Source organism: Pseudoalteromonas arctica, from assembly GCF_012927645.1.
Taxonomy (GTDB): Bacteria; Pseudomonadota; Gammaproteobacteria; order Enterobacterales; family Alteromonadaceae; genus Pseudoalteromonas; species Pseudoalteromonas arctica_A.
On sequence record NZ_JABBMT010000032.1, the window covers coordinates 1 to 12,121 of the forward strand.

Here is a 12,121-nt window from a genome sequence, read left to right on the forward strand (position 1 = left end):
AGCATTATATATTTACCAGACAAAATTCCTATCGTTGCCAATTTGGAAGCGCGCAATCAAACCATCATTGATTGTTTGGGTAAACAGTATCAGAAAATTTATTCTTAAAGTGGGTGCGGAAGATCGGATCTAGGGACGAATGGATGGGTTTCTTTCCAGTTATCCCATTGAGCAGGGATAACTGGACTGACTTATTTAAGCGCGGCTCATGCGACTTGTTGAAGATAAGCCATAACGGCTTTTTTATAGGCTTTACTCAGGGCGACAGTTTTATCGTTCGACAGCACTACAAAACCACTACCTGAAGGCTTAATTGTCACCTTTTTGAGCAATGTAATATTCACTAAATGTGAGCGATGAGTTCTGATAAAGGTATTATCAGGCAAGTTGGCTTCAACCTCTTTCAACGTGGCACGCTTTAACCAAGCTTGTTGTGCCGTACAGATCTCTACATAGTTACTGGCAGAATTGAACTGAATAATTTCGTCATAAGGAATATCAACAAATTGATCGTTATGTTCGACGGTAATACAGGCTTGGTATTCGTTTTGCGATGCTTTTGATTGAACGGACTTTGATTTTATCAAGCGCTGCCAAAAGTAAATATTTACGAAAATCACCAGAGGGTATAAGGGTGCAAAATATAAAAACGTATAGGGGATTGGGTCGTTAAGCGCATAAAGGTCAATAATTACTTGTGCGCTCATGGCTAAAGTAAACACACCAGCACAAGCTAGTAGAGGGAGCGTTGTGATATGTTTTTTCTTCTGTTCAATAAGGCTGAGGGCTCTAAACAGCAAAGGCGTAATAATAAACCACAACCCCCACTCTTGAACTGCCCAATACCAGACATTATTGAGCTGATCTTTAGGTGCAACCGATAAATCATACAATGCATCTATTGTGGTGAGAAAGAGTATGACAATACACCAGCCGATACTGGATATTTTCCACTCTTTACGTATTTGCTTGTCCATTACTGCCCCAATTCAGAAACTTCGTTTAGTTTACTTACTGAGCAAAAATTGGCAATTTATTACGAGAATTTTTTAGCTCGATCATCCAAACACACACCTAAAGCATGCGCCTTGTGGTTTTTGCACGTAAATTAAATCACCGCCGTGGTTGAGCATAATTTGCCGTGAGAGGCTAAGGCCAATGCCAGATCCTTGTTGCTTGGTGGTAAAAAATGGCACGAAGATCATATCCACCACATGTTCGCTGATGCCTAGACCGTTGTCGCTGATTTCTATATAAAGTTGTTGGCTAGTGTTTTGCGCCAAGCTGATTTCGACCTTTGCTTGAGCTGTATTCTCGGCGCTGTACTTTTGGTTACTCTTTAGTACTTCAAGTGCATTTTTTATTAAGTTTACTAATACCTGTTCTATTTGGCTGCTATCAAGCATTACTAACTGCTGATTTTTAATCGACAGTTCGATATGGGTGTGTTGAACGCGTGCTTGTTGTTGATGTAAAGCGACAATACGCGTTAGTATATCGGCTAAATTTGCCGGTGTTAAATTGGGTTTAGGTAAGCTGCTAACTTGGCGAAAACGAGCAATAAAACCCCCTAAATGAGCGGTTCTTGATGCTAACGTGTTTAGCGCAAGTTGTAAGTCTTGTTTATCTTCAAGCTCATCAAAACATAGCTTTTGTGGCAGTAAATTGCTACAAGTATCAGCTAGCGATGAAAGTGGCGTAATGGAGTTAGCAATTTCGTGAGTGAGCACTTTAGTTAAGCGTTTATATGCTTGCTGTTCTTTGAGTTGTAACTGGTCGTGAATTGATTGTAGGCTCACTACACGACGAACTTTACCTTGAATTTCGGCGATACTAAGTTGAATTGAGAGAGTGTCGTGCTGCTCGCCATTTTGCCAGTAGGTGGTGCTGCGGATATTGTGTTCGGCGTTTAAAATTAACTCACCTACAGCCCCTAACTCATGTAAATGTCGAAAACTCTTCCCCAGTAATTTACTAACGGCTGGGTTTGATTCGATCACCTCGCCGTTGTCATCACATACCATAACAGCTAAATCAACATGGATGAGCAAAGCTTGTAGAAACTGTGCTTGTTGCTCGGCATTAAAGCGCGCGGTTTGCATTTGCGTTTTTACTTGTTCAAATTGCTTAAGCATTGGATGTTGTTGACCAAGCCCCAAGGTGCTGTCGCCATTGGCTAAGGCTCGGATCACCATTTCGGCTTGTTTTTGTTGGCGCTTAAACAGCGTAAAAATATGCGCTATTAATGCCGCTGCGACTAGCATTATTAACAATGTCGTCGCTGAAAAACCATGCGTTTGTAATACATAACTAAGCAACGCACTTACACTTATAAGTGTGGTGATACTAAACGAAAGCAATAAATTAGCCCGCATAATTATAGCCCGTACTTTTCAAGGCGGCGGTACATGGCACCGCGAGTTAAACCCAGTGCTTTGGCTGCATGGCTAACATTACCTTGATGGTGCTTAAGTGCTGCGCGAACTGTGCGTTGTTCAAGTATGTCTAAATCAAAAGTGTCGTACTGCGCTACATTGTTTAAAACCTCCGTGCTTTGGGTTTTCTCGTCAGTACTAACTGATGCTGAATTACCAACCACTGAGCTTATATCGAGTTTATCCCCTTCAGTTAAAATAACCGCACGCTCTATAGCGTGGGCAAGCTCTCGCACATTACCTGGCCACGCGTATTGGCAAAGCGCACTCATATCATCATCGCTAATGGTTAAGCTGCGTTTATATTTTTGCGCAAAGTGTTTTAGGTAGTAATTGGCTAATAATGGAATGCCATCGCTGCGCTCCCGTAATGCCGGAAGGCGAATTTCAACGGTGTTGATCCGATACAATAAATCTTGGCGAAAACGTCCTTCACTTACGGCTTGATCAAGGTTGTCGTTAGTGGCGCAAATTAGGCGGATATCAATATCAACTGCTTTACTGCTGCCAACTGGGGTTATTTGCCTATTTTGCAGTGCAGCCAGTAATTTAGCTTGATGCTCTAGGGGTAAATTACCCAGCTCATCTAAAAATAAGCTGCCACCTTGGGCAAGTTCAAATTTACCAATGTGATCGGCTTTTGCATCGGTAAACGCGCCTTTTTTATGGCCGAATAGCTCGCTTTCAAATAAATTCTGCGCCACTGCGCCCATATCTAAGCTCATAAAGGTTTGGCTGTGGCGCATACTTGCTTGATGAATGGCATGCGCGGTGAGCTCTTTACCTGTGCCACTTTCACCGGTGATCAGTATGTTGGCGTCAGTTTGTGCTGCTTTTTCTATGGTACTAAACACCTGTTGCATCGCATTGCTTTGGCCTAAAAACTCAAAGTTGGGTGTATTTAAGGCTTGGTTTAATCCTTGCTTTTGCCGCGTTAATTTACCGACTTGCTGCTTGTCTTTGGCGTGTGAAAATGCGGCGGTGACTGCGCCAAGTAGTTGCTCGTTTTGCCAAGGCTTAGCTATAAAGTCAGAGGCGCCCGCTTTAATTGCGTCTACTGCTAGTTGAATGTCGCCGTAGGCAGTCATCAACAAAACAACGATATTAGCGTCTTGCTCGATGATTTTTTTTAACCAATAAAAGCCTTCTTTGCCGCTTATTGAGTCTTGGGTAAAGTTCATATCAAGCAATATTACGTCAATGGGTTGCTCGAGCTTGCGTTGCTCGTTAATGATGCCCGCAATATCAAATGGGTTGTCAGTGGTTTTAACACTTTGATAATGCTGCTTTAGTAATAACCGTGCAGCAATGAGGATATCCGGGTTGTCATCAACAATTAAAAGTGAGCCTGAGTGTTTCATGATTATTATTTTTATAGGGTTTTATTTAGCCTAAAACAAAAAAGGAATAGTGTCCATAAATGGACGTTTATAAAATTACAAAGTGTTCTATTAGCGGACACTACAAACATGTGAATAATTAAATATAACTTTAACCAATTGAATTTATTGGTTAAATAAAGTTGGCACAGTGATTGTAATAACTATCGGTAATTAGTTATTAAACCTTTATCAAGGTAGCCGACATGGATAAAAAAATAGAACGCTCATTTACGAAAAAGTATTTTAAAAAATTCACCTTTGCAGCGCTGGCTCTAGGTGTTGCAGCGGCTGCATATGGTTTTACGCAAAGCAGTGATACAGGTCGTAGCCAAAATATCGAACGCAGCAGTTTAACCGTTAGTACTGTGACGCAAGGTGCCTTTAAAGATGCTTTGAGCTTACGCGGTCAAGTGGTGCCAAAAACCAGTATTTATCTTGATACTATCGCTGGCGGTCAAGTGGAAGAACGTTTAGTAGAGCAAGGCGAGTATATAGAAAAAGGCCAACCGTTAGTGCGCTTAAGCAATACTAATTTGCAACTTGATGTAATGAGCCGTGAAGCACAAGTGACTGAACAGCTTAATTTTTTACGTAATACACAAATGACGATGGAAACCAGCCGGTTAAATTTACGCCGTGATTTATTAGAAATCGAATTAAAAATAACTCATTTAACACGTCGATTAAAACAAACTAAACCTTTGGTTAAAAGTGGCGTATTAGCGCAAGAGCAACTTGCAGAGCTGGAAGAAGATTTAAGCTATTACCAAGCCCGTAAAGAACTAACGCTTGAGCGCCAACAGCAAGAAAACTCAATCCGTGAGGTGCAAGTCGCACAGCTCTCTGACAGCGCTAAAATGCTTGAGAAAAATTTACAATTTGCGCGTCGAAATCTCGATAACTTATTAATTAAAGCGCCTGTTTCTGGCTATTTAAGCGAGCTTGATGTGGAAATTGGTGAATCTAAACAAAGTGGTGCTCGGTTAGGCCAAATAGATATTCCTAATGAATATAAATTAGTGGTGCGTCTTGATGAGTTTTACTTAAACCAAATTCAGCGTGACATGACCGTGATGATTGAGCTTGAAAGCGGCACGGTGAATGCCAAAGTGAGCAAAATTGATAGCCGCGTACAGCAGTCACAATTTCAAGTAGAAGTGGACTTACCCAGTAACACTAAAAGTATTAAGCGCGGCCAAAGCATTGATATTGAGTTAATGCTAGGGGATAACAAAAACAATGCCTTACTGCTTAAACGCGGGGCTTTTTTTACTAACTCGGGCGGTAACTGGGTTTATGTAATCGAGCAAGGCGGTGATAAAGCAGTGCGCCGTGATATCCGCCTAGGCAAAAAGAATCAACACTATTTTGAAGTGCTTGAAGGGCTCAATGCTGGGGATCAAGTGATTACCTCAAGCTACAGCAACTTTGACAAAGCACAGCAATTACAATTTTAAGGATAATAACAATGATCAAACTAACTAATTTAAGCCGCGTATTTCGTACTCAAGATGTTGAAACAACAGCGCTAAGCAATATCAACTTAACTGTAAACGAAGGCGATTTTTTAGCGATAATGGGGCCATCTGGCTGTGGTAAGTCAACGCTGCTGTCTATTTTGGGTATGCTTGATTCACCGACCTCAGGCAACTTTGATTTTGCGGGAACTGACATTGCAGGCTATAGCGAAAAGCAACTAGCAGAGCTACGTAAAGAATCAATTGGCTTTGTATTTCAAAGCTTTAACTTGATTGATGAGCTAACAGTTTATGAAAACGTAGAGTTGCCATTGCAGTATCAAAAAATATCAAAAAATGAGCGTAAACAACGCGTAGAAGTTATTTTAAAGCGCGTGGGTATTGATCACCGCGGCGAGCATCTACCACAGCAACTGTCGGGTGGTCAGCAGCAGCGGGTAGCCGTTGCGCGTGCATTAGTGATTAATCCCAAGCTAATTTTAGCCGATGAGCCAACCGGTAACCTCGACTCAAAAAACGGTGACGAAGTAATGGCGATGCTACGCGAATTAAACCGCGAGGGCACCACGGTTATTATGGTGACTCACTCAGAAAAAGAGGGTGCCTATGCTGATCGCTTAGTGCGCCTATTGGATGGCCAAGTGATGCTTGATAAAGCAAATATTGCGCAGCAAGCCGTTGTTGAGGTTGCTTAATATGTTTATTAATTATTTAGTCACTGCTTTAAGATCATTTAAGCAACAAAAACAGCATTTTATCCTAAACCTTTTAGGGCTAAGTATCGGCTTAGCTGCGGCAATTTTAGTGGCACTGTTTGCACAAAACGAGTTGTCATACGATAGTCAGCAACCTCACGCTGAACGTGTTTACCGTGTAGGCCAAGATTACTCAAAGTTAGGGTTATCAGTTATTCCTATTTTCAATTATTCTCAAGCGGCAAAAGCCACTGAATATAGCCAAGTAGAAGAAGTGTTTGGTTTGACGATGGTATCGCTGACTCGAGAAGCTATGGTTGACGTGCAGTACCGGGATCAGGGTTTTAAACTTAATGACTTGTATGGGGCAACGCCAAATATTGAGAACTTTATCAATATAAACACATTGGCAGGGGATTTAAAAAATGCAATGAGTACACCTGAGAGCTTGGCTCTAAGTGAATCTGAAGCACTGCGAATTTTCGGTACAATAAATGTTATTGGTAACACGCTACAGCACGAACAAGGGCAATATACTGTACGGGCGGTGTTTGCAGATTTACCAAGCAATACTCACTTTGCATTTAAAAACCTCGTATATGTAAAACATGATCCAAATAACCTGATGGTTAATAGCAGTTATGTTTATATGCGTTTGGCGCCGCAAGCAGATCCAAAAGCACTCGCTGATACACTGTCTAAACAGTACTTCAATGGGCAAATGGCGGGTCAAGTTGCCATTGAGTTACACCCATTACTAGACTTACATTTAACAGCAAAATCGCCATTTGAAATGAAAGCAGGCGGCGCAAAGCAAGTTGTAACGATTTGTGCAGGGTTGAGCGTGTTACTTATTTTGATTGCTGGCTTTAACTTTATCAATATGACGGTGGCACAGTCTGCAAAGCGCGCCAAAGAAGTAGGGGTGCGCAAAGCACTTGGCGCAAGTAAGCTGCAGTTAGTAACACAGTTTTTAGCTGAATCTACTTTGGTTGCTCTATTGTCGATGATTATTGCCTGTGTGTTAGTGGAACTGTTATTGCCAAGCTTTAACCAGCTGGTCGATCGTGAACTGATAGTGAGTTATTTTTCAGCCTTTGGTTTGGGCATTATGGCTGTTGTTATTGCTGTAGGCATACTTGCAGGTTTGTACCCGGCATTGTTTATCTCATCATTTAGCGCAAAACGAGTGTTAAGTGGCGATTTACAACGCGGTAATACGGCCATTTGGGTACGTAAATGTTTATTGACCTTGCAAGCTTCATTAGCAATCGGTTTGATCATTGCATCGGTTACGTTGTTAAAACAATTATCTCACTTACAAAGTCTTCCTTTAGGCTATCAAACGCAGCAACGCTTAGTGGTTTCAGAGTTGCCGGTGCAATCGGTATTTACGCAGCAGCCTAGCGCACTAATTAATCGCTTGACGGCTATAGATGGTGTAGAGCAAGCAACGATTATTGATACTCGTTTAACCGTTTCAATTAATAATACATTACAGCCTACTTGGCCCAATGGTGAATTTTCAGGTGGAATAACCCCTGTGATAGGTTCTGGTTTTGATGTTGTAAAAGGGCTAGGCCTTACGCTTATTGCTGGTAGAGACTTTAGCCGTGAGTTTTCCTCAGACTGGGCGACGCGAGCAAACGGGGTTACAACAGTAGGTACAATTATTACAGAAACCGTTGCCAAGCAGGCTGGTTATAGCAATGTGGCTGATATTGTTGGACAAAAAATTAAAGACACAGGGCGTAATGTGGATATGCAAGTTGTTGGTGTTGTAAAAGATGTAAAGGTTGGTAATGCACAAGATGCGAATTCTAACATTATGTTTTTATGTGGTTATAACTATTTAACACCAGTATCTGAAGTAATTTTAACCGTGAACGTGCAAAACCTCCCTGCTATAAAACAAGCAGTGATCACAGCTTTAGCTGAAGTGTCTAATATTTATGAGCCAAAAATAAACCTGCTAGCTGAAAACTATAAAGCGGTATTAAAAGGTGATGAGCGTGTTTCTCTTGTCGTACTTATATTTACTGGCCTTGCAGTGTTCTTAACTTGCTTAGGTACTTTTGGTTTAGCTTCATTTGCCACGATTCGTCGCCAAAAAGAAGTCGCTGTACGCAAAGTGCTTGGCGCATCACGCATCAGTATTATGAATCTACTGGCAAAAGAGTTTTTAATTTTAGTGCTTGGCAGTGTGGCCATAGCATACCCGCTAACTTATTGGCTGGTGGGTGACTGGCTCGCAAACTTTAACGAGCGGGTTGATCAAGCGCTATGGGTTTATTTGGTTGCAGCTTTGAGTGTTGCTGCGATCACTTGGCTGACGGTTGCAAGCATCGCCTTTAAAGCCGCCAGTACGAGGCCATCGCTGACGTTACGTTATGAGTAAGTAAAATTTATTAGCCAAAACCATGGTCTATCGGAGTAACAGGTAGGCCATTTTTGGGTGAGAACAAGGTCTTATAGGTTAGATATGTTGATATAACATGTAACAACAGCATTTAGAGTATTCAAGCAATATAAGCTTTATTCGTTATTGAGTGTCTTAGGGTTAAGTATTGGTCTTGCTGCAGCTCTGTTAGTGGCGTTATTCGCAGAGTATGAATTGTCGTTTGATGAAATGCAGCCCGAGCACCAGCAAGTTTATCGTCTGCATGTTGATGTAAAGGTACCGGGTTTAGAAGAGATTCCCTTAACGATTGTAAGCATTGCGCAAGCAGTGTCTTCACGTAGTGATGTAAGTGGCTTATTGGTGCTGGCAGATGTGGTCGATAGTGATTTATTTACTGATCATATTAAAGTGGCTGGGCAAGCGTTTAAGCTGCGAAATGTGTATGGCACTTCGGCCAATTTACGTGATTTTATTCACCTTAATGTGATGGCTGGCAATCTTGAACAAGCGCTCTCAGAGCCCAATCAAATCGCCTTGAGTGCAAGTGAGGCTGTAAGGTTATTCGGGAGTGTTAGCAATGCGTTCGAACAAACCTTATTGATGGGCGAGAAAAGTGTCACTGTGCGTGCTGTTTTTAATGACTTACCCGATAACAGCCACTTTTTGTTTCATGCTTTAGTGTCTGTTGATTTCACCGAACATAACGATATATCGAGTTATGTTTATCTAAAAACTCAGCAAGGAGCTGATTTAAAAGGCATAGAAAAGCAGTTAGCTAGAAGTCTTATTGAAAAATATCAATTAAAGAATAGCCAACTTGAATATCGTTTAGTGTCGATGCGAGACGTGTATTTTAAAGCCCATTCTCCCTTTGAATTTAAACATGGCGGGTCGGCTTTTTTAGTGAACTTGAGCCTGGTATTGAGCGTGTTACTACTCGCCATTGCCGCAGCCAATTACATTAATATTGCGGTGTCGCAATTGCTTTACCGCAGCAAAGAAATTGCCATGCGCAAAACCTTGGGGGCCAGTAAGCGACAATTAATACTCCAATTTTTGTTAGAAGCTTTGCTAATGGTTTCCCTTGCTACGGTGTTAGCGTTGTGTTGGGTTGAGATGTTATTACCAAGTTTTAGTAGCTTTGCAAACCGCCCATTGCAGCTAGTTTGGGGCTGGTCACAATTGCTAGCTATATTGGGTGTGGTGTCTTTATTGGCTTTTATATCTGGTGCTTATCCGGCTTTTTGTGTGGCACGCGCACCGCTAAAAATATTACTTGCAGGGCAATTGCAAACAGGTCAGATGGTGCGTAAAGGTTTATTAGTCTTTCAAGCAGCCATGGCAATGGCTTTAATTGTTTGTACGTTAGTGAGCTTGCAACAGTTAAAGTTCTTGCAAAGCTTGTCGGTTGGTTATGATGCGACAGATCGCATTGTGATACACGATTTAAGCAGCAAGCAATTGATGATAAAAGAGCACGCGATACTCAATGAGATCCGTGCGCTGCCCGGTGTCGTGCAAGTGACCACCACGGACACAGATTTAACCGACAGCATTCTTGAAAGCTATTATTTTCGCTGGCCAAACGGCTATGAAGAGAGCGAACTGCCACCGACCATAGGTACAGGCTTCCATGCCGTCGAAACCTTGGGTCTGACATTACTTGCTGGGCGAGATTTTTCACCGCAATTTCAAAGCGATTGGTTGCATTATGCCAATGAAGAGTCAAATACGCGGCAGGGTGAGGATGCATCTCAGGTAATGGCCATTTTGGTGACCGAACAAATGGCAAAACGTGCTGGCTATGAGAATGTGAGTGAGGTAGTGGGACTGCAAGTTCAAGGGCTCTACCGCAATATCAATGCAACCATTGTTGGCGTAGTAAAAGACATTAAAGTGGGCTCGGCAAAAGACGACTGGCTGCCTGTGTCATTTTCAGCAGGGTATAGCTCACAATCAACAATTAGATTAGTGATAAGCACCGAGCAAGCAAACTTTCCTCAATTATTGAATCAGCTACGAGAGCTTTTAAAACAATTTAATTTAACCGTCGAACCCCAATTTAGCCTAATGCAACAAGATTTAGCCAAAGTTTATCGTGTCGAGCAAGACTTGTTTGTGCTTATTCGAAATTTCTCTGCGCTGGCGATGCTTTTGAGTTGCTTAGGTTTATTTGGACTAGCGGCATTTGCAGCAAAACGTCAGCAAAAGCAATTAGCCATGCGAAAAGTGTTGGGCGCAACCCGTTTAAATTTAGTTAATCTACTTGCCCGTGAGTTTTTAATCATAGTGTTCGCAGCGGCGGCAATTGCTTTACCTCTAGCTTATTGGCTAATGGATAACTGGTTGCAAGGTTTTAACGACCGTATTGAGCAAACTATTTGGGTATATGGCTTGGCGGGGCTCATTGTGGGTGCGTTTACTTGGCTGACCGTTGCAAGTCTTGCATTTAAAGCTGCCAGTACACGGCCAGCGCTTGTTTTACGCGACGAGTAGATAAGTAAACAATGTCGCTATAAGTGACGACCTACAAGGTTGTAGAAAGATGTAGGTCGTGCTTTAGCGCGTAAAGTGTAACTTAAGTGTTTATGTTATCGTCGCCATAAATGACGACCTACAAGGTTGTAGAAAGTTGTAGGACGTGCTTTAGCGCGTAAATAGGCTATATTTTATTTCTGCTTTAGGAAAAGGGATTTATCAAATGAGCTGGAGTAACTTAAAGAAAGGGCGCGTATCAATTCAATCAGGTGAGTACTTCATTACATTTACATGCAACCGCAGAGAAAGAGTTTTTAGTAATTCCGATCTTGCCAATACTTTTTGTAGATGTATTGCTAATAATGAGCTCAAGTATCAATGCTGTTGGTTAACTTGGGTTTTAATGCCTGATCATTTCCATGGCTTGTTGCAGCTTAAAAATAGTGAATTAGGGGTTGTAGTGGGCCACTTGAAAGGCGCATCAGCTCGGGAAGTTAATAAACGACGAGATTTAAATCAGCCTGTATGGCAAAGAGCGTATTATGATCATGCGCTGCGAGAAGAAGAAAATAGGGTTGAAATAGCAAGATATATTGCTGCAAACCCTTTGAGGCGTAAGTTGGTCGCTAGAATTGGTGATTATCCGTATTGGAATTCAGTATATTTGTAAATTTAATATCGCAGGGAGTTGTCGCCGTAAACGACGACCTACAATATATAATTAAATATCTTTAATTTTTACTGCAGGGTTACCAGCAACTACTGTATTTTCGGCAACATTTTTGGTGACGATAGAGCCTGCGCCTACTACAGCGTTATCACCAATGGTGATGCCCGCTAAGACTATAACCCCCGCGCCAATCCACACGTTATTACCAATAGTTATTGGCGCTGCAAAGTTTTCTTTTTGTAGCCTTTGTTTAGGCTCAATTGCATGAGATACAGCTAAAATCTGAACGTTAGGGCCGATCAAACAATCGTCGCCAATGCTTATCGCCCCCTCATTAATTGGCGCATCTAACGCAGTGCAGTTAATGTTTATAAAAGTACGATCACCAATTTGCATTTGCGAGCCGTAATCACAATGAAACCCCGCTTCAATTATTACGCCCTCCCCGCACTGCGAAAATAGTCCTTTAATACGCTTTAAATTACCTTTGCTGGGGCTTTTTGCAAACAAGCGGCAAGTCTCATGGGCGGCTTTGCGCTGCTCAAGTAACTCTTTTTGGCGTGGATTAAATAGTTTTAGCAT

Annotated in this window: 9 protein-coding genes; 5 read left to right on the forward strand and 4 right to left on the reverse strand. The window is 41.8% G+C overall.

Annotated features, from left to right (window positions below; translation table 11 throughout):
* Positions 1 to 206 precede the first annotated feature (206 nt).
* The 3 genes from HHO47_RS15715 to HHO47_RS15725 all read right to left on the reverse strand — a co-directional run bounded on the left by HHO47_RS15715 (position 207) and on the right by HHO47_RS15725 (position 3,796).
* On the reverse strand, positions 207 to 977 hold the full coding sequence (locus HHO47_RS15715) for a LytR/AlgR family response regulator transcription factor (protein WP_169021157.1): 771 nt from the start codon (positions 975 to 977) through the stop codon (positions 207 to 209).
* An 81-nt stretch (positions 978 to 1,058) separates the two neighbouring features.
* Positions 1,059 to 2,375, reverse strand: a complete 1,317-nt coding sequence (locus tag HHO47_RS15720) for a sensor histidine kinase (RefSeq protein ID WP_169021158.1) — start codon at positions 2,373 to 2,375, stop codon at positions 1,059 to 1,061.
* Positions 2,376 to 2,377: 2 nt separating this feature from the next.
* Complete coding sequence (locus HHO47_RS15725; protein ID WP_169021159.1) at positions 2,378 to 3,796, reverse strand: sigma-54-dependent transcriptional regulator; 1,419 nt, start codon at positions 3,794 to 3,796, stop codon at positions 2,378 to 2,380.
* A 224-nt stretch (positions 3,797 to 4,020) separates the two neighbouring features.
* On the opposite strand from HHO47_RS15725, the gene HHO47_RS15730 reads away from it, so the two are divergent.
* The 5 genes from HHO47_RS15730 (at position 4,021) to HHO47_RS15750 (ending at position 11,539) form a co-directional block, all read left to right on the forward strand.
* Entirely contained in the window at positions 4,021 to 5,274 is a 1,254-nt protein-coding gene (locus tag HHO47_RS15730; RefSeq protein ID WP_169021160.1) for an efflux RND transporter periplasmic adaptor subunit, read from the forward strand.
* A gap of 11 nt (positions 5,275 to 5,285) precedes the next feature.
* The gene (locus HHO47_RS15735) at positions 5,286 to 5,990 is read left to right on the forward strand and encodes an ABC transporter ATP-binding protein (protein WP_169021161.1); all 705 of its coding nucleotides are present in this window, start codon (positions 5,286 to 5,288) and stop codon (positions 5,988 to 5,990) included.
* A gap of 1 nt (position 5,991) precedes the next feature.
* Positions 5,992 to 8,388: an ABC transporter permease gene (locus tag HHO47_RS15740; protein WP_099295087.1), complete on the forward strand. Its 2,397-nt coding sequence runs from the start codon at positions 5,992 to 5,994 to the stop codon at positions 8,386 to 8,388.
* A gap of 147 nt (positions 8,389 to 8,535) precedes the next feature.
* The gene (locus tag HHO47_RS15745) at positions 8,536 to 10,887 is read left to right on the forward strand and encodes an ABC transporter permease (protein WP_169021162.1); all 2,352 of its coding nucleotides are present in this window, start codon (positions 8,536 to 8,538) and stop codon (positions 10,885 to 10,887) included.
* A 205-nt stretch (positions 10,888 to 11,092) separates the two neighbouring features.
* A complete protein-coding gene (locus HHO47_RS15750; RefSeq protein ID WP_099295089.1) occupies positions 11,093 to 11,539 on the forward strand; it encodes an REP-associated tyrosine transposase in 447 nt (148 codons plus the stop codon).
* A gap of 51 nt (positions 11,540 to 11,590) precedes the next feature.
* On the opposite strand, the gene HHO47_RS15755 is transcribed toward HHO47_RS15750, so the two are convergent.
* On the reverse strand, positions 11,591 to 12,121 hold the full coding sequence (locus HHO47_RS15755; protein ID WP_169021163.1) for a sugar O-acetyltransferase: 531 nt from the start codon (positions 12,119 to 12,121) through the stop codon (positions 11,591 to 11,593).

Excerpts from the sequence above, each read along its gene's own strand:
- HHO47_RS15715 (WP_169021157.1), bottom strand. The coding sequence starts at position 977 with ATGGACAAGCAAATACGTAAAGAGTGGAAAATATCCAGTATCGGCTGG.
- HHO47_RS15720 (WP_169021158.1), bottom strand. The coding sequence starts at position 2,375 with ATGCGGGCTAATTTATTGCTTTCGTTTAGTATCACCACACTTATAAGT.
- HHO47_RS15725 (WP_169021159.1), bottom strand. The coding sequence starts at position 3,796 with ATGAAACACTCAGGCTCACTTTTAATTGTTGATGACAACCCGGATATC.
- HHO47_RS15730 (WP_169021160.1), top strand. The coding sequence starts at position 4,021 with ATGGATAAAAAAATAGAACGCTCATTTACGAAAAAGTATTTTAAAAAA.
- HHO47_RS15735 (WP_169021161.1), top strand. The coding sequence starts at position 5,286 with ATGATCAAACTAACTAATTTAAGCCGCGTATTTCGTACTCAAGATGTT.
- HHO47_RS15740 (WP_099295087.1), top strand. The coding sequence starts at position 5,992 with ATGTTTATTAATTATTTAGTCACTGCTTTAAGATCATTTAAGCAACAA.
- HHO47_RS15750 (WP_099295089.1), top strand. The coding sequence starts at position 11,093 with ATGAGCTGGAGTAACTTAAAGAAAGGGCGCGTATCAATTCAATCAGGT.
- HHO47_RS15755 (WP_169021163.1), bottom strand. The coding sequence starts at position 12,121 with ATGCTAAAACTATTTAATCCACGCCAAAAAGAGTTACTTGAGCAGCGC.